Origin of the sequence: Pseudarthrobacter sp. B4EP4b (assembly GCF_006680095.1) — a bacterium.
Classification (GTDB): domain Bacteria; phylum Actinomycetota; class Actinomycetes; order Actinomycetales; family Micrococcaceae; genus Arthrobacter.
This window is the reverse complement of the sequence record NZ_VHIJ01000006.1, coordinates 25,220-42,419: the sequence shown is the minus strand read 5'-3', so window position 1 is coordinate 42,419 and position 17,200 is coordinate 25,220. Positions and strand designations below refer to the sequence as shown.

The 17,200-nt window shown below is 64.9% G+C and carries 15 protein-coding genes; 9 read left to right on the top strand and 6 right to left on the bottom strand.

Annotation, left to right across the window (positions count from 1 at the left end):
- The first annotated feature begins 154 nt into the window (after positions 1–154).
- The 3 genes from FNL14_RS02300 (at position 155) to FNL14_RS02290 (ending at position 3,274) form a co-directional block, all read left to right on the top strand.
- Positions 155–514 (top strand): metal-sensitive transcriptional regulator, encoded by a 360-nt coding sequence (locus FNL14_RS02300; protein WP_091419471.1) that lies wholly within the window; start codon positions 155–157, stop codon positions 512–514.
- An 84-nt stretch (positions 515–598) separates the two neighbouring features.
- Positions 599–838, top strand: coding sequence for a heavy-metal-associated domain-containing protein (locus FNL14_RS02295; RefSeq protein WP_091419470.1), 240 nt, complete (start codon positions 599–601; stop codon positions 836–838).
- Positions 839–874: 36 nt separating this feature from the next.
- Positions 875–3,274, top strand: a complete 2,400-nt coding sequence (locus FNL14_RS02290) for a cation-translocating P-type ATPase (protein ID WP_142057323.1) — start codon at positions 875–877, stop codon at positions 3,272–3,274.
- Between the two features lie 3 nt (positions 3,275–3,277).
- Here FNL14_RS02290 and FNL14_RS02285 read toward each other — a convergent pair whose 3' ends face one another.
- Positions 3,278–3,550 (bottom strand): DUF2277 domain-containing protein, encoded by a 273-nt coding sequence (locus FNL14_RS02285; protein WP_091419467.1) that lies wholly within the window; start codon positions 3,548–3,550, stop codon positions 3,278–3,280.
- A gap of 212 nt (positions 3,551–3,762) precedes the next feature.
- On the opposite strand from FNL14_RS02285, the gene FNL14_RS02280 reads away from it, so the two are divergent.
- The gene (locus FNL14_RS02280) at positions 3,763–4,029 is read left to right on the top strand and encodes a WXG100 family type VII secretion target (RefSeq protein WP_091419465.1); all 267 of its coding nucleotides are present in this window, start codon (positions 3,763–3,765) and stop codon (positions 4,027–4,029) included.
- Positions 4,030–4,107: 78 nt separating this feature from the next.
- On the opposite strand, the gene FNL14_RS02275 is transcribed toward FNL14_RS02280, so the two are convergent.
- Positions 4,108–5,151, bottom strand: coding sequence for a DMT family transporter (locus tag FNL14_RS02275; RefSeq protein ID WP_142057321.1), 1,044 nt, complete (start codon positions 5,149–5,151; stop codon positions 4,108–4,110).
- Between the two features lie 71 nt (positions 5,152–5,222).
- On the opposite strand from FNL14_RS02275, the gene FNL14_RS02270 reads away from it, so the two are divergent.
- The gene (locus FNL14_RS02270; protein ID WP_142057319.1) at positions 5,223–5,768 is read left to right on the top strand and encodes an ABATE domain-containing protein; all 546 of its coding nucleotides are present in this window, start codon (positions 5,223–5,225) and stop codon (positions 5,766–5,768) included.
- A gap of 88 nt (positions 5,769–5,856) precedes the next feature.
- Here the strand turns inward: FNL14_RS02270 and FNL14_RS02265 are convergent, their stop codons facing one another.
- From FNL14_RS02265 to FNL14_RS02255, 3 genes are all read right to left on the bottom strand, one after another.
- Positions 5,857–6,216, bottom strand: coding sequence for a hypothetical protein (locus FNL14_RS02265; RefSeq protein WP_142057317.1), 360 nt, complete (start codon positions 6,214–6,216; stop codon positions 5,857–5,859).
- A gap of 107 nt (positions 6,217–6,323) precedes the next feature.
- Complete coding sequence (locus FNL14_RS02260) at positions 6,324–6,914, bottom strand: hypothetical protein (RefSeq protein ID WP_170850786.1); 591 nt, start codon at positions 6,912–6,914, stop codon at positions 6,324–6,326.
- Positions 6,915–6,939: 25 nt separating this feature from the next.
- Positions 6,940–8,292, bottom strand: coding sequence for an MATE family efflux transporter (locus tag FNL14_RS02255; RefSeq protein WP_142057315.1), 1,353 nt, complete (start codon positions 8,290–8,292; stop codon positions 6,940–6,942).
- Positions 8,293–8,400: 108 nt separating this feature from the next.
- Between FNL14_RS02255 and FNL14_RS02250 the strand changes: the two genes are divergently transcribed.
- From FNL14_RS02250 to FNL14_RS02240, 3 genes are all read left to right on the top strand, one after another.
- Positions 8,401–8,835, top strand: coding sequence for a DoxX family protein (locus FNL14_RS02250; protein ID WP_091419457.1), 435 nt, complete (start codon positions 8,401–8,403; stop codon positions 8,833–8,835).
- 452 nt (positions 8,836–9,287) lie between these two features.
- Positions 9,288–13,586, top strand: a complete 4,299-nt coding sequence (locus FNL14_RS23750; protein WP_304653958.1) for an SGNH/GDSL hydrolase family protein — start codon at positions 9,288–9,290, stop codon at positions 13,584–13,586.
- Positions 13,587–13,737: 151 nt separating this feature from the next.
- Positions 13,738–14,709: an acyl-CoA thioesterase gene (locus FNL14_RS02240; RefSeq protein ID WP_142057311.1), complete on the top strand. Its 972-nt coding sequence runs from the start codon at positions 13,738–13,740 to the stop codon at positions 14,707–14,709.
- Between the two features lie 29 nt (positions 14,710–14,738).
- Here the strand turns inward: FNL14_RS02240 and dnaB are convergent, their stop codons facing one another.
- Positions 14,739–16,118 carry a replicative DNA helicase gene (gene dnaB / locus FNL14_RS02235; protein WP_142057309.1) on the bottom strand — a complete coding sequence of 460 codons (1,380 nt, stop codon included), beginning with the start codon at positions 16,116–16,118 and terminating at the stop codon, positions 14,739–14,741.
- A 668-nt stretch (positions 16,119–16,786) separates the two neighbouring features.
- Here dnaB and FNL14_RS02230 point away from each other — a divergent pair.
- A complete protein-coding gene (locus FNL14_RS02230) occupies positions 16,787–17,059 on the top strand; it encodes a hypothetical protein (protein WP_091419450.1) in 273 nt (90 codons plus the stop codon).
- Positions 17,060–17,200: the final 141 nt, after the last annotated feature.

Sequence of the window (17,200 nt, the reverse complement as noted above, 5' to 3'; positions counted from 1 at the left end):
TCCAAGGAGTTTGGACGCCGGTTTTGCCCAAGAGCTGCTCCGGAGTGCGTATCCCCCAATAACGCACTCCGGAGCTTTTTTGTTGCCCCAGGATATGCCGAATACCCCTAGGGGGTACTTGCGATGTACCCCTCCCGGGTATACCGTTGAAAACATGAGCGCAACGGAAGAAGCAGTGGCGGATGCAGCTGTTGAAGCTGGCACGGACCACGAAGGGGCCCAGCACGGCTACACAGGGAACAAGGACGCCTATCTGCGGCGCCTCAAACGCATAGAAGGCCAAGTACGCGGCATTGCCCGCATGGTGGATGAGGACAAGTACTGCATCGACATCCTCACCCAGGTATCCGCCGTCACCAAAGCCCTGCACGCCGTCAGCCTGGGGCTCGTGGAAGAGCACATCGGCCACTGCGTCGTGGGGGCCGCCGCCGAACCGGACCCGGGCCTGCGGGCAGAAGCGATCGACGCCAAAGTCAAGGAAGCCGCCGATGCCATCGGCCGGCTCCTGCGGTAACCCCGAATTCCACATCACCAGCCATCCGGCGAACGCCGGCGAACGAACCGGCCCACTGTGCCGGCTGAACAACAAGGAGCAGCCATGAGCACTACCTCCCCTACCACCACCACTGTCAGCGTTTCCGGAATGACCTGCGGCCACTGCGTCTCCGCCGTCAGCGAAGAACTTGAGGCCCTTGCAGGCGTAGAGGCAGTCGACATCGAACTCAACGCCGGCGGTATCTCTACCGTCACCATCACCTCCAGCGACGATCTGTCGCCGTCCGAAATCGGCGAAGCAGTTGCGGAAGCGGGCTACCTGGTGGTTGCCAACGAAGCCTAAGCACCGGCACTGATACCAGCAAGGAACAGGGAACACATGAGCAACCAGGACCTCCTCCACCAGCCAGGAAACCGGGTGGTGGAGCTCGACATCGAGGGCATGACCTGCGCATCCTGCGTTAACCGCGTGGAAAAAAAGCTCGGCAAACTCGAAGGCGTCCAGGCCCTGGTCAACCTCCCCCTCGAATCCGCTCATGTAACAGTCCCCGAGGGCATCACCGACGAGCAGCTCACAGCCACGGTCGAGGCAGCAGGATATAAGGCCAAAATCCGCGCGGTCCCAGGAACTGTCGCCCAGTACGAGACTGGCACACTGAATCTGTCAGCGTCGAGCGGTGACGGCGGGGACTTGCGGCAGCATGCGTCTAAGCGAGGAACGAGCGAGCATGCAGAGCAAGTCACCGGCGGCGCCTCACATGGCGCCCAAGGTGCAGGTGCCCGCCTCCGTCCGCGCCTGGTCCTGGCCGCCCTCTTTACGGTGCCGGTCTTCTTGATCTCGATGGTCCCCGCCTTCCAGTTCCCCCAGTGGGGCTGGGTGGCCGCCGCGCTGGCCCTGCCCGTGGTCACCTGGGCTGCCTGGCCGTTCCACCGTGCGGCCGCCATCAATGCCCGCCACTTCGCGTCAACCATGGACACGCTGGTGTCGATCGGGGTGGCCGCCGCCTACCTTTTCTCAGCCTGGCAGCTGTTCTCCGATCCCCTGCTGACCCAGCACCCCGGCATGGAGGGAATGGAGCAGGGTGGCCTGTATTTCGAGGTGGCCGCCGTTGTCACCACTTTCCTGCTCCTGGGCCGCTATCTCGAAGCCAACGCCAAGCAAAAGGCGGGCGACGCCCTGCACGCCCTCCTGAGCCTGGGCGCGAAGGACGCCACCATACTCAAGGACGGCCGGGAACGGAGGATCCCGGCCGAACAGCTCCAGGCAGGCGATGTCCTGGTGGTCCGTCCCGGCGAAAAAATTGCCACGGACGGCGTTGTTATCGACGGGTCATCTGCGGTGGACGCGTCACTGGTGACCGGTGAGTCAGTGCCGGTGGAGGTGGGACCGGACAGCAAGGTCACCGGCGCCACCATCAATACCTCCGGCCGCCTGCTGGTCAGGGCCACCCGCGTGGGTTCGGAAACTACCCTGGCGCAGATGGCGCGCCTGGTGTCCCAGGCCCAGACGGGCAAAGCTCCCATCGCCCGCCTCGCGGACCGCATCAGCGCAGTGTTTGTTCCCGTGGTCCTGGCCATCGCCGCGCTCACCTTTGTCCTCTGGCTCCTCGTTGCTGGTCCGGGAGCCCCGGGCGGGGGGCTGCGTTCGGCCTTTACGGCCGCCGTCGCCGTCCTGGTGATCGCGTGCCCGTGCGCCCTGGGGCTCGCCACTCCCGTTGGCCTCCTCACCGGGACGGGCCGTGGCGCACAGCTGGGCATCCTGATCAAGGGTCCGCAGGTGCTTGAAGACACGCGGACGGTGGACACCATCCTGCTGGACAAGACCGGCACCGTCACCACCGGCGCGCTGGCGGTGGATTCCACCCTCGCCTTCGAGGGGTTTGCGGAGCGTGAAGTCCTGCTGCTGGCGGGCTCCGTCGAGGCGGCCTCGGAGCATCCGGTGGCCCGCGCCATTGCCGCCGCTGCTGCCCAGGAAACGCGCGGAGATCACCCGGAAACGTACGACGGCGGACACCTGCCGGCGGTGCGGGACTTCCGGTCGGCGCCGGGCGGCGGTGTCACGGGAACCGTTGGAGGCAGGCAGGTCACCGCCGGACGCACCGGCTGGCTTGGGCAGAACGGTATCGCCATCACCTCGATCCAGGCACAGGCCCTGGCAGCGGCGGAAGCTACCGGCGCCACGGCCATCTGGGTGGGGGTAGACGGCTCAGTTGCCGGGATCATCAGCCTTCGCGACACCATCAAGCCCGGCTCAGCCTCCGCGGTGGAACGCATGAAGGCCCTGGGCCTGCGGCCCCTCCTGCTGACCGGCGACAACGCCGCCGTCGCCGCGCAGGTGGCAGCCGCCGTCGGCATTGATCCCGCAGACGTCTACGCAGGGGTGCTGCCCGAGGGCAAGGTGGAAGTGGTGAAGACGCTTCAGGCGGGCGGCGCCACGGTGGCGATGGCCGGCGATGGCGTCAACGATGCTGCGGCGTTGGCCCAGGCCGATCTCGGGATTGCCATGGGATCAGGCACCGACGTTGCCATCGAGGCGGCGGACCTGACCGTGATGGGCAACGACCTGTCGCAGGTGGTGCAGGCCATTGAACTCTCCCGCAGGACCCTGGCCACCATCAAAACCAACCTGTTCTGGGCGTTCTTCTACAACGCCGTGGGCATCCCGGTGGCCGCGCTGGGCCTGCTTAATCCCATGATCGCCGGCGCCGCGATGGCAGCCAGTTCAGTCCTGGTGGTTGCCAACTCGCTGCGGCTGCGGAGTTTTGGAACGAAGGCCTAGGACTCAGGCAGCGCCGTAGCGCACGGCCGCGCGGGCCCTTGCCTTCGCGGCCTCGGCATCCCGGTCCTTGGGCGGAGCCTGGGAGACCAGGGAATCCAGGAGGTGCTGGGTGATGTGGGCGATCTCGTGGACTGCCTCCTCGAAGGCCTCCTGGTTGGCCTTGGACGGCTTGGTGCTGCCGCTGACCTTCCGCACGTACTGAAGCGCCGCGGCGTGCACTTCCTCGGACGTTGCATGGGGCTCGAAGTTGTGGAGGGTTCGAATATTCCGGCACATACCGCCATGCTAGGCTCTGGATCGCCAAGGATCGACCCCTCCACAAACATTGGTGAAACTCCCCTCCATGGGGAGTACGGCATGGGCAGGGGTGCCCATCGACACTGTTTTGGGGGCCGGGATAGGTTTGAGGCATTGGATCTTCCGGAGAAGCCGGGGGGCCGCTGGGGACGCCGACCTGGTTCGGATCCACGATTTACAAGGAGAAACTCATGGCTATTTGGGGTGCAGACGTTGAGCAGCTTCGCCAGCTCGGCGGAAAGCTTGAGCACGGTGCTAGCGAAATTGAATCGCAGCGCAATAAGCTCACCAACTTCCTGGACCAGGTCGACTGGCGGGGACCGGACGCGGACAAGTTCAAGGACCAGTGGCGCGGCGAGCACACCTCGAAGCTGAACCAGGTTGCTGAAGCCCTTAGGGAAGCCGGCAACCGGGCAAAGCAGAACGCCGAACAGCAGACGCAGGCTTCGCAGGGCTGACGTCTTCCCTGGGAAGCGTCCGGAAGGTCCGGGCACCGCAAGGTGTCCGGACCTTCCGCCTTTAACGGACAGCCCCCACTAAGGGACGGGCTCGACGTCGTTCGCGTGTTCCAGAGGCGACCCGGCCTTGGGTGCCGCCATGGCCCCAGCAGTTGGCCCGGCAACGGGAGCGCGCAGTTCGTCGAGCCGGACCAGGATGACGCCCCCCACGATCAGCGCGCCGCCCAGGAGCTGGATGGCGGCGGGAAGTTCGCCCAGCAGCAGCCACGCCCAGATCACGGCGAAAAGGACTTCGGTCAGCGACACGAAGGACGCCACTTTGGAGCCCAGCGCCCGCGCGGCCATAATCCCGGAAACGTATGCCAGCACGGTGGCCAGGATGATCAACCCGGTCAGCGATACCCACCAGGGCGTCACCCAGGGACCAAGGGTGGTGTCGGCAGTACTGAAGGCCATGGGCAACAAACCCGTGGCAGCTGAGAGCCACATCACGGCTGCGCCCACCATCAGCCCACCGGAGGCCAGGACCATGGGCGGAAGTGAGTCATTCTCTTTGGCGGTGATAAAGAAGTAGATGGCGAGGCAAACCGCGGCTGCGACACCCCAAAGGACACCCACGACGTCGACCTTGACCGCGCCGGTGAGATCCAGGACCAGGACCAGTCCGGCGAGCGACAGCAGGGTTCCCCCGAACGTCAGAATCCGGGGGCGCTTCCGGCTGGCCGCCCAGAGCCAGAGCACGATGATGACCGGTGCCAGGTATTCCAGCAGCAAGGCAACCCCCACCGAGAGCCTTGCCACGGCGTTGAAGTAGAACAGTTGGCACGCCGCAACGCCGATCAGCCCGAAGAGCAGGATGGTTACCCAGTTGGTCCGGAGTTGATGCCAGCGGCCGCGGAGGGCGACAACCGCCGGCACGGCGAGGATCAGGGCCGCGCCAGTGAGCCGTGCAGTGACCGCCGCGCCAGGGGACCAGCCAGTTTCCAGTAATGCCTTGGCAAAAGATCCGGATGTGCCGAAGACGGCGGACGAGAACAGTGCAATGCCCAGGCCGGAGGCGAGGAAGTTGCGCTTGCTGGCCTTCGCCCCAAGCTTCGGGGTGCGGCTGTGTGCGGCAGGCATCGTCGCCTCCTGTCAGGAGTAAAGTAGGGTGATGGTCATGACAGTACGGGACAGCACTGTAAGGAGTCAAGATGGTTTTTGCCCCTGACACTGAGGTGGCCCTGCGCACGGTGGTTAATCTGATTAATTCGGCGGCCAACGGAACTGAGGGACTGGAGTCCACTGCGGACCTGGACCGGTTCCTCGCAGCTGAGGGATTCACCGGATCCCGTACCCGGGACCACAACGAGCTGGTTAGCGTGCGCCAGCTTCGCCAACAGCTCGCGGAACTGTGGACGGCGGACGAAGGATCCGCCGTCGAGACAGTCAACCGGCTGCTGCGGGAGGCCAACGCACTGCCGCAGCTTGTTAAACACGATGACTGGGACTGGCACCTCCACGCCACCACCCCCGACGCCCCGCTGGTGGACAGGATGAGCACGGAAGCCGCCATGGCGCTGGCGGACGTCATCCGCGGCAAAGAGATGGACCGGATGCGCATCTGCGAGGCCGCGGACTGCGATGCTGCCGTGCTGGACCTCAGCAGGAACAGGTCCAAGCGCTACTGCGATACAGGAAACTGCGCCAACCGGGCGCATGTGGCCGCCTACCGGGCACGTCAGGCGGCGTCTGCCTAAGGGGCGGCTCTATCCAAGGGGCGCTTTGTCTAAGGGGCGCTTTGTGTAAGGACGGCGCCCGCCCTGGATGATGCCTGGCCAGGGACGCTCAGCGGTCCCCGGGGTTCTCCTGATCATCCGGAGCGGAGGCAGGGTCCTGCGGGCCCGGACCGCCGAAGCCGTGGGACGGCTTGGGGGCCGAACTGAGGTTTACACCCGAGCCCTTGCCCAGGTGTTCGGCGTTCTCCTTGTGGCTCATCGAAAGCATCGCCGCGATCACCAGAGTGACGATGAAGGCGATACCGGCAGCGGTGAAGGCCAGGTCGAAACGGGGGGCGCGCGCACTGCCGCCGGAAGCGAAGATCACCACAGCCAAAAAGGCCACGACGGCCCAGAATGCGGAGAACATCAGCGGGCCCTTCACCGAGGTCCGCACCTTGCGCGGATGTCCTGGTTGCTGGTCTGCCACGGTGATTCCTCCCTGCAGGCGGCACGCCGGCCGGCCTGGTTTTGCTTAATGCGGTGGTGCGTCCGGACCAATTTTCTACGAGCAGTAGAACCGGACACTTTCCTAGTTTACGGCGTTCCTGCAGTGCTGCGGGCATCGTGCCGGATGCTCAGCCCTGCCAACGCCCACAGCACGCCGGAGATGATGGCACCGCCACCGGCCACGCCGAGCAGCGCATGGGCGCCCAGGCTGATGAAGAAGGGCAGGATGGCTGCGGTGCCCAGGCCGATGATGCCCGAGGCAATCCAGTCCCGGGCCAACACGTGCCGGCCCCGGAATTTCAGGCCGCAGAACAGCTCGAGCGCTCCTGCCACAGCCAACCCCAGAGCAGCGATGACACCAAACAGCAGGTCCCCGTGCAGCAGAAGCAGCGCAACGCCTGCGCCGGCAAGCACGGACCCGGCAGCGGAAAGCAGTTTGTCCGGGGCGCTCTCCCGCTGAAACCCCGATGCCCGGATACCCCAGACCAGCAGGACGCCGGTGGCCAGCAGGTAGAGCCCGCCGGACCAGCCCATAACCTCTATGGACGGGGCCGCCCAGAAGATGGTGACAGCGCCGAACACCAGTGCAGCTGCGGAGCGGAGGAGGACCGGCTTCCACAGGTCAGCCCTGGGAGCCGTTCCGGGAGCAGTGTCTGCAGGGGTTTTCGGTTGGGTCACCGGTCCAGTTTAGTGGCGGTCCGCGCTAGGGCGAACCCAGCACCATCCAGCGGTCGGAACGCGCTCGGACGCCAAGAGTGACGGCGCGGGCGGCCATGTAACCCAGTGCGAAGGCGGCCCACAGCCAGCCAAGTCCAGGCGCGCCCGCAGCGTGCGAGAGTGCCACCGCAATCAGCAGCGGCACGTATACGGCCAGGTTCACCACACCGGCCAACGCCAGGTACTTGGCGTCACCGGCGCCGATCAGCACCCCGTCAAGCACAAAGACGTATCCCGCGATCGGCTGGCCGGCAGCGAGGACCCACAAGGCAACGGCCAGGACTGACTGAACCTGCGGGTCGGACGTAAAGAGGGCGCCCGCCCAAGGCGCCGCAACGGCCAGGAGTGCGCCCGTCACCACACCGAAACCAAGCCCCCAACGGGTCATGGTCCCGGTCAACAACCGTGCCCTATGCGGATTGGAGGCGCCCAGCTCCTTGCCGATCAATGCCTGAGCCGCAATCGCGAGCGCGTCCAGGGCGAAGGCCAGGAAAGAGAAGATGGTCATGGCCAGCTGGTGGGCCGCCAGGTTCACGGCTCCCTGCGCCGTGACCACAAAGACGGTGGCCAGGATGGCAATGCGCAGGCTGAGCGTGCGCAGCATCAGCCACGATCCGACACGCGTCATGCTCCTGATACCGCTCCAGCTGGGCAGCAGGCTCACGCCGTGCGCCCCGGCATTGCGCTTCACCATCACCAGGTAGACCGCGGCCATGGCCCATTGGGCCACGCTGGTACCCACCGCGGAACCCGTGACGGACCAGCCCAGCCCGTACACCAGCCACAGGTTCAGGACAATGTTCAGCGCAAAACCCGCCGTGGCCACCACCAGGGGAGTCCGGGTGTCCTGGAGGCCACGGAGAAGCCCGGTGCCCGCGAAGATGAGCAACATTGCCACCAGGCCCGGCATCGACCAACGGAGGTAGTCAACGGCAAAGGAGCGCACCTCGCCTTCCGCGCCCAGCAGGCCGATCAGCGGATCGGCTGCCACGAACCCGGCCACGGCCAGGACAACACCCAGCAGCAGTGCCAGCCAGACGCCGTCGCGCCCGGCCGCCAGGGCCTTACCGGGCTGCCCGTCCCCCATGGCCCGGGCCACCGCAGGGGTGGTGGAGTAGGCCAAAAAGACCATCAGGCCGACGGCGGTGTGCAGCGCTGCCGTTGCCAATCCGACGCCGGCCAGCTGGGCTACGCCGAGGTGGCCAACGATCGCCGAATCCGCGAGCAGGAAGAGTGGTTCAGCGACGAGAGCGCCAAAGGCGGGTACCGCCAGCCGAAGGATCTCGCGGGTATGTCCTTTCGGTGGGGCGGCCGGCGCCGGCGCAGGTAAGTGGGGCACCTTGCCAGCCTAATCGGGGGTCTGGTTGTATCCACGCCGGCATGACAAAGCCCACATTATGACGCTAATAGTTGACTCTTCAACTATTAGCAGCGAGAGTTAATACCCATGAACCAGTCACGACTTACCACAACCGCAATCACTGCCCTTCGGATCATCCTGGGCTTCCTCTTCGCAGCGCACGGTTGGCAGAAGTTCAACGAGTGGACCATCGCCGGCACGCAGGCCTCCTTCGCCAAGATGGGTGTTCCCGCAGCAGAAGCAGTAGCGCCCGCCATTGCCGTGCTCGAACTGGCCGGCGGCATCGCCCTGATCCTCGGCATCCTCACCCGCGTGGTGGCAGCACTCCTGGTCCTGGACATGCTGGGAGCCCTGTTTATGGTGCACGCTGCTGCCGGCGTTTTCGCCGCCAACGGCGGCTACGAACTGGTCCTTCTCCTGGCGGCGGCCGCGTTCGCCTTGGCTCTGACCGGCGCTGGCCGCCTGTCCGTGGACCGCGCGCTCTTTGGCCGCAGCAACTCGAAGCTGGCCGTCCTGGCCTAACCTTTCCCGGCTCCGGGGCCACGCGCCCGGAAACCTCACGACGGCGGATGGGCACTTGGGTGCGCATCCGCCGTCGGCATTTAACACGAACTCTGGCGGAGGCGCGAACAGTTCCAAACAAGTAGTCCCAGAAAAACTCACGGAAAGTTGGGAAAACGCTTGCCAGAGTCCGTTGCCGGCTGATAGACCAATAACTGCTGCAGCGAGAGTTGCATCACGATCCCAGGTCTCAGCTAGTTCGAATCATCACTCGAAACCCTCAAACCCGTAAGGCGCCATCGTCGGCGCGTTGCTGTTTTGAATCGTTCCAACCTTCCTGGGTACCGCTTGCCACCGCTCATCGAAGGAGATGTCCGTTGAACAAATCCCCGCAAGAAGCCCCACAATCCCAGCAACCACCTCCCTCCCGGGACCGCCGGATCCCAACCGCCGCAAAAGCCGTGACAGCCGCCATGGCCTCAGCTGCCATCGCCTTCACCGGCCTCCCCGCAGTCCAGGCGGATACCGCGCTGCCGCCGGTGGGAAGCGGATTCAAGTTCGATTTCGGTCCCGGTGCCACAGCGGATGGCTACACCGCTGTTGCCGCCGGCACCCAGTACTCGGCGGCCACAAAGTTCGGCTTTACTGACACCGCGGTCACCTCCGGCGCAGACCGGGGCACTGGGGATGCGCTGCGCTCCGACTTCGTGCAGGCACAGGGCAGCACCTTCCTGGTGGACCTGCCCAATGGCGACTACACGGTCAAGCTCATTGCCGGCGACGCCACGGAGGCCACGAACATCGCCATCACCGCCGAAGCCATGGCGAAGGTGCAGGCAACGGACAAGCCTGCCGGCCAGTATCTGGAAATGGAATTCCCCATTTCGCTGGTTGACGGCCAGCTCAACCTCGATTTCAGCGGCACCGCGGCCAAGATCAATTCGCTGGTCATCTCCGCCCGCGCTCCCCGCACGGCCACCACGGATCCCGGCGTGTACCTCGCCGGCGACTCAACGGTGCAGACCTATGATCCCGGTTTCGCTCCGCAGGCCGGCTGGGGCCAGATGATCGAGCGCTACTTCGATGAAAAGGTCTCCTTTAAGAACCACGCCATCGGCGGCCGCAGCTCCAAAAATTTCATCAGCCAGGGCCGGCTGGACGAGATCCTGCGGGTCATCAACCCCGGCGACTACCTGATGGTCCAGTTCGGCCACAATGATGCCACTATCGGCGTGGATGACCGTTATGCCTCCCCCGCCGACTACAAGGAATACCTCCGCACGTACGTAAACGGCGCGCGGCAGCGCGGCGCAACACCCGTCCTGGTCACGCCCGTGGGCCGCCGGGACTATGACGAAGCCACCGGCAAGTTCAACGTCAGCTTCCCCGAGTACGTCGCCAAGATGCAGGAACTCGCCGCCGAGGAAAACGTCGCCCTGGTGGACCTGTCCGCCTCGAGCCGGGCCTATTACGACGCCATCGGCCCGGAGGACACCAAATCGGTCTTCCTCCACGTCGATGCGGGCATCTACCCGAACCGGCCCACCGGCACGGTGGACAACACCCACTTCCAGGAGTACGGCGCCATCCAGATCGCCCGGCTGGTGGCAGGCGGAGTGAAGCAGCTCAGCGTTCCGCTGGCCGCGCGCGTCAAGGAAATCGCACCGCCGTCGTCCGTTCCGGCCAAGCCGCAGGGCGTGGTAGCCGGCAGCGTCTCCAACGCCGGGGCATTGTTGAAATGGCAGCCGGTTGACGGTGCGGACATCTACAAGGTGTACCGGAAGCTGGCCTCCGAGCCGGACAGCGCCTACAAGCTCACCACCACCTCCACCGTACCCACGGTCAACCTTTCCGGACTGAACGAAGGGACTGCCTACAACGTCCGCGTGGCCGCGATGAACGGCAAAGGCCTCTCCGAGCCCAGCGACCCGCTCATGGTGACCACCAAACAAGCCAAGTACAAGTTCGACTTCGGGCCTGTGGGAGCGCCTGTCGAACCCGGCTACACCGAGGTCAACCGGACCATGGGCTACACGGCCCAGCGCGGCTTCGGCTTCAAGGACGTCTCGGTGCTCAGCGACCGGGACCGCGGCGCCGTGACCAGCAACCTGCTGCGCGACTTCGTCCTCAGCGGCTCCAGCTTCGAATTCCAGCTCGACGTCCCCAACGGCACCTACGCCCTGAAGACGTACCACACCGACTGGATCGGCTCCACCCGCACGGACGTCGCTGCAGAAGGAACCTCCTTCGGACAGGTGTCCTCGAGCAGGGCGTCATCAGCAACAAAAATTATCAACCAGGTCCTGGTCTCGGACGGACAGCTGAACCTCACCATCAGCGGCTCAGGGCAGCGGCTCAACGGCCTGGAGGTCACCCCACTGCTGGTTGGCCCCACCAACCTGCACACGACTGCCGTCAATGCCGCGGCAGAACCACCCACCGTTGACCTCGCCTGGGACGCTGTGGCGGATGCCGCCAGCTACAAGGTGTTCCGCCAGGCCTCGTTCGACGCCGAACCCCGGCTGATTGCGGAGAACGTGACCGCGGCGGCCTTCCAGGACACCACCGCGTTCGCCGGACTGAAGTACAAGTACTTCGTCACCGCGCTGGACAATACCGGGCTGGAATCGGTGCCCTCCAATACGGTGGAAACCGCCTTGGTGGACCCCGGCACTCGCGTCCCGGCCGCCACTGCCAAGGTGGACGTCAAGGCAGTGGAGAAGACCAGTGTCACGCTCAAATGGCAGAAGGTTTCCGGCGCTGCGGCCTACCAGGTCTACCGCTCCACCTCCCCCGACGGTCCTTTTGAGTACGTGGGCCGTGCCAGCGAGGTCAACTACACAGACTACACCGTGCTGACCACCATCAAGTACTACTACCGCGTCACCACCGTGAACAAGGGCGGCGAATCCGCGCCGTCCCCGGTGGTGGGGACTGAAAAGGTCACCGTGGTGAACCGCCAGATGGAGAAGCTGGACCGCGCCCCCGTTGCGACGCTGACCGGCGAAGGGGTCCGGGTGGGCTGGCGAATGCTGGGCCTTGACCCGGAGCAGATCGGCTTCCATGTGATCCGCGACGGCGTCCAGCTCACCGATGAGCCGATCCACAACAGCACCACCTTCCTCGATCCGGCAGGAACGGCGTCCTCCAGGTACGTCATCAAATCCGTGGGCAACGGCGGGGACCAGCTCACCGCGGAGTTCACGCCGCTGCCCCGGGACTACCTTGCCATCAAGCTGGACAAGCCTGCCGACGACTACACCAAGGACGGCCAGCCGTACAGCTACTCCGCCGGGGATTCGAGCGTGGCAGACCTGGACGGTGACGGCACGTACGAAGTCCTGCAGATGTGGTCCCCGTCCAACTCCAAGGACAACTCCCAGGCAGGCTACACCGGCACCGTCTATGTGGATGCCTACAGGATGGACGGCACCAAGCTCTGGCGCATCAACATGGGCCCGAACATCCGTGCCGGCGCCCACTACACCCAGTTGCTCGCCTACGACTTCGACGGCGACGGCAAGGCTGAAATTGCGATGAAGACGGCGGACGGCACGCGTGACGCCGCGGGCACCGTGATCGGCAACCCCGGCGCCGATTACCGCAACAGCAGCGGGTACGTGCTCACCGGACCGGAGTACCTGACCGTGTTCCACGGGGCCAGCGGCACTGTGATGGACACCGTTGCCTATGATCCGCCGCGCGGTGACGTGGGCGCCTGGGGCGACACGTACGGAAACCGCGTGGACCGCTTCCTCGGCGCTGTGGCCTACCTGGATGGTGAACACCCGTCCATGATGTTCAGCCGCGGCTACTACACCCGCGCCGTGCTGGCCACGTACGACCTGGTGGGCGGCAAGATCACCAGGCGCTGGGTCTTCGATTCGGACATTTCTGGTGTCCAGTACCGGAGCCAGGGCAACCACAACCTGTCCGTGGTGGATGTGGACGCTGACGGCAAGGACGAGTTCGTCTTCGGTTCCATGACCATCGATGACAACGGCAAGCCCCTGTACACCACCGGCTTGGGCCATGGCGACGCCATCCACACCAGCGACCTCGACCCGTCCCGGCCGGGACTGGAGACGTTTGCCGCCCACGAGGATATGGGCTCGAGCGGCAACAGGGGCGCCACGTTCCGGGATTCACGGACCGGCGAGGTGCTCTGGAGCATCCCCGCCACCAAGGACACCGGCCGCGCGGCCGCCGGAGACATCGATCCGCGCTACGCGGGTGCCGAAGGCTGGGCCATTGGTGGCGACGCAGCCTGGAACTCGCCCGTTGGTGAACTGCGGTCCTCCAAGGGGGAGCTGATAGCCAACAAGATCCCGGCAGCCAACTTCATGGCCTGGTGGGACGGCGACCTGCTCCGCGAAATTGTCGACCATGACTGGGACGCTGCTACGAGCACGGGGACGCCCAGCATCGCCAAGTGGAACTGGGAGACCGAATCCAGTGACAGGCTGCTGACGGCCGCCGGTGCCAAGTCCAACAACAGCACCAAGGGCAATCCCGCCATCCAGGCAGATCTCCTGGGTGACTGGCGGGAGGAACTCGCCTGGCCGTCGGCTGACAGCACAGAGTTGCGGATCTACACCACCACCGCGTCCACTGACGTCCGGCTCCGGACCCTGATGCACGATCCGGCGTACCGGCTTTCGGTTGCACGCGAGAACATCGCCTACAACCAGCCGCCGCACCCCGGCTTCTTCATCGGAAAGGACATGGAGCTTCCCGCCCAGCCGGATATCGTCTACACCCGCGCCGGTTAGCCTTACCCGCCACCAGCTGGCCCGTCCGCCTTCCAGCGGACGGGCCAGCTGTGGCTTAAAGCCGTTGCAGGGTTCCGCTGCCGCCGCCGTGCCAGTCACGGCCGACAGGCCCCAACCGGCAGGTAACCAGGAGCGTCAGTATGATCGCACCATGACTGACGCCGGCACTGCCAACTCCGTGACCCTCCGCTTCCTGGCCGCCCCCATGGACGTGGGCCACAGTGGCTCGGTGGATGCGGGAACAGTCCTGGAGTGGGTGGACAAGGCTGCCTACGCGGCGGCTGTGGGCTGGGCCAAGTCCTACTGCGTCACGGCCTATGTGGGAAATATCCACTTCGCGGATCCGGTGAACAGCGGGGACATGGTGGAGGTCGAAGCCACCATTGTTTACACCGGGCGCTCCTCCATGCATATCCGAACCGTGGTGTCCTCCGGGGATCCGAAGGGCGGCCCCGCCACGATGCGCAGCCAGTGCATGGTGATCTTTGTTGCTGTGGGCGAGGATGGAAAACCCATCCCGGTCAAGCAGTTCGAGCCCGTCACGGCAGAAGAGATCGAGCAGCGGGACCATGCGCTGGCCCGGATCAACATCCGCGAGCAGATCGTGGAAGCCATGAACCGGCAGGAATATACGGATGCAGGAACGGCAGAGCGGGTCACCCTGCGTTTTATGGCCGCTCCCACGGACGTGAACTGGGGCGGGAAGGTCCACGGCGGCATCGTGATGAAGTGGATCGATGAGGCGGCCTACGTCTGCGCCTCCCGCTACTGCGGGATGGATACCGTGGCGGTGTTCTCCGGCGGCGTCCGGTTCTACCGTCCGCTCCTGATCGGCCACGTGGTGGAGGTTGAGGCCCGCCTGGTGTACACCGGAACCAAGGGCATGCACATCGCAGTCCACGTCCGCTCCGGAGACCCGAAGAGCGGTGAGATGAACCTCACCACCTACTGCCTCACCGTGATGGTGGCGCGCGACGCCGACGGCAACTCGGTGCCTGTACCGGCTTGGGTGCCCGTCAGCAATGAGGACAGGAGGCTCCACGCGCACGCACGGGAGCTGCTGGAAATCCGGGGCCAGGCGCCGGGGAACCGGCTGCCCAACCACCTGCTGGCCCAGGGCTGAGGCGACAAGGAGCCAACCCGGGCTGACGCTTAGAAGCCGCCGCCGGCGTCGGCCGCCATGTTGGCAAAGCGGGAGTAGTGGCCCTGGAACGCAACCACGATGTCCTTGGTGGGGCCGTTACGGTGCTTGGCCACCAGGATGTCCGCTTCACCGGCGCGCGGTGATTCTTTGTCGTAGACGTCTTCGCGGTGGAGCAGGATCACCATGTCGGCATCCTGCTCGATGGAGCCCGATTCACGAAGGTCCGACACCATGGGCCGCTTGTCCGAGCGCTGCTCGGACCCACGGTTCAGCTGGGACAGCGCGATGACGGGGACCTGGAGCTCTTTGGCGAGCAGCTTCAGCGCACGGGAGAACTCGGAGACTTCCTGCTGGCGCGACTCCACTTTCTTGCCGGAGCTCATCAGCTGCAGGTAGTCGAGGATCACCAGCTTGAGATCGTGCTGCTGCTTGAGTCGGCGGCACTTGGCCCGGATTTCCATCAGTGACATGTTGGGGCTGTCGTCGATGAACAGCGGCGCATCGTTCATCCGGCCCATGGTGGTGGCGATCTTGGACCACTGCTCGTCCTTGATAGTTCCCTTGCGGAGGTCCTGCAGGCCGATGGTTGCCTCGGCGGAGAGCAGGCGCATGGCAATCTCGTTCCGGCCCATTTCGAGCGAGAACATCACGGTGGACAGGTTGTTCTTGATAGCCGCGGACCGGGCGAAGTCCAGGGCGAAGGTTGACTTACCGACCGCAGGGCGGGCGGCGATAACGATCATCTGTCCGGGGTGCAGCCCGTGGGTGAGCTCATCCAGTTCAAAAAAGCCGGTGGGCACGCCTGTCATGCCTTCACCGCGGTGGCCGGACGCCTCGATTTCGTCCACGGTGGACTCCATCACGTCCTTGAGCACCACGTAGTCTTCGGCGGTGCGGCGCTCGGCCACGGCGTAGACCTCGGCCTGGGCCTGGTTGACCAGGTCCTCCACCTCGCCGTCGGAGCCGTAGCCCAGCTGGACGATCTTGGTACCGGCATTGACGAGCCGGCGCAGGACGGCGCGCTCGGCCACAATCTCCGCGTAGTAGCCGGCGTTCGCTGCGGTGGGAACAGTCTGGATCAGCTCATGGAGGTAGGCGGGCCCGCCGATCCGGTTGATCTCGGCACGCTTGGTGAGCTCATCGGAGACGGTGACGGCATCGGCCGGTTCACCGCGGCCGTAGAGGTCGATGATGGCCTCGTAGATGGTTTCGTGTGCCGGGCGGTAGAAGTCCTGGCCGCGGAGGATCTCCACGACGTCCGCGATGGCGTCCTTGGACAGCATCATGCCGCCGAGGACAGACTGCTCCGCGGGAATATCCTGTGGAGGTTTCCGGCTCGCGTCCGATCCTCGGGTGGCCTCGACCGGGTCCAGATGCGCTATAGACAAAGCTGCCGTCCTCCATTGTGTACACCGCCGAACATGAGTGCCCGGCGACGATCCATCCTGCTAAGGCGATGCGGGGAAAAGCCCCGCTCCGCCACCTGTCCAGGTCTACCCGTGGGCTCTGACAAACCTGCCCGGCCAGCCTTCGCGTGACTGTCAGCAGGAGTTATCCCCACTATCCACAGGTTTTCCACAACGAACTGTTCCTGGCGGATCAGCGATTCTGTCCAGCAGCACCAGATGGCCCTCCCATAAGCCGCCGGGGGGCCGAAGAACAGGTACCCCGCTACGCTAGCCGCCAGGAGTCCAGCCTCAAAGCCAGCATGCGCCAAGAGGTGTGGATAACCTGTGCAGTACCGGGCATAGCTTGTGCACAGCCTGTGGGGAAACCTGTGGAAACAAAAAAAGTTTTGGCAGGCGGAGGGATCTGACCTGCGGAAACGTCCATTGCTGCGTGTGGAGTAAATATTTCTTCTGTGGAATTTAATCCACAGCGCGTGTCGTCCGGCGGTCCCGCGTGAGAGAGGTGCACCGAGTCCTGAGGGTCCAGCAGATGCTGTGTGGCAGCCCTCATATTCCATTCGGGACGTCAGCTTCGGGCTCCCGCCCGCCCTTCATGCGCAGAGGTGAATATTGCTGTGGATAACCCGGATCTGGCATAAGCTCTATGCATGGGCGAACTACTGCTGGTCCTGTTGCCTGCGATCGTACTGGTGGCGCTCATCTGGGGCCTGATAACGGCCCTGAGGCCGCGCGACTCGGGAATATCGGACGCCGAGAAATACCAGCGTGACCTGGCAGAGCGCTCCGCTCAGCACTACGCGGCCCAAGTCCAGGCTGCTACTGCTGCCCGGGCCCAACTCGAGCGGATCACCAGGCCCAGCCAGAACACCCAGGCATCATCGGACCTGGCTGCTGCCAGGAAGCACATAGAACGGCGTTAGACATGGAATCGCTTGTGGCCCCGGTCCTTATTCTCCTGGCAGTGGTTGCCGGCGGAACACTGGCCGTCCGCGCCCTCGGCCGGCGGAAGGCTGCCCGCAGCGCGGAGCCCACCGGGCCGGCCCCCACCCCCGCCGAACTGG

Excerpts from the sequence above, each read along its gene's own strand:
- FNL14_RS02240 (WP_142057311.1), top strand. The coding sequence starts at position 13,738 with ATGACTGACGCCGGCACTGCCAACTCCGTGACCCTCCGCTTCCTGGCC.
- FNL14_RS02300 (WP_091419471.1), top strand. The coding sequence starts at position 155 with ATGAGCGCAACGGAAGAAGCAGTGGCGGATGCAGCTGTTGAAGCTGGC.
- FNL14_RS02295 (WP_091419470.1), top strand. The coding sequence starts at position 599 with ATGAGCACTACCTCCCCTACCACCACCACTGTCAGCGTTTCCGGAATG.
- FNL14_RS23750 (WP_304653958.1), top strand. The coding sequence starts at position 9,288 with ATGGCCTCAGCTGCCATCGCCTTCACCGGCCTCCCCGCAGTCCAGGCG.
- FNL14_RS02275 (WP_142057321.1), bottom strand. The coding sequence starts at position 5,151 with ATGCCTGCCGCACACAGCCGCACCCCGAAGCTTGGGGCGAAGGCCAGC.
- FNL14_RS02270 (WP_142057319.1), top strand. The coding sequence starts at position 5,223 with ATGGTTTTTGCCCCTGACACTGAGGTGGCCCTGCGCACGGTGGTTAAT.
- FNL14_RS02250 (WP_091419457.1), top strand. The coding sequence starts at position 8,401 with ATGAACCAGTCACGACTTACCACAACCGCAATCACTGCCCTTCGGATC.
- FNL14_RS02285 (WP_091419467.1), bottom strand. The coding sequence starts at position 3,550 with ATGTGCCGGAATATTCGAACCCTCCACAACTTCGAGCCCCATGCAACG.
- FNL14_RS02290 (WP_142057323.1), top strand. The coding sequence starts at position 875 with ATGAGCAACCAGGACCTCCTCCACCAGCCAGGAAACCGGGTGGTGGAG.
- FNL14_RS02230 (WP_091419450.1), top strand. The coding sequence starts at position 16,787 with ATGGGCGAACTACTGCTGGTCCTGTTGCCTGCGATCGTACTGGTGGCG.
- FNL14_RS02280 (WP_091419465.1), top strand. The coding sequence starts at position 3,763 with ATGGCTATTTGGGGTGCAGACGTTGAGCAGCTTCGCCAGCTCGGCGGA.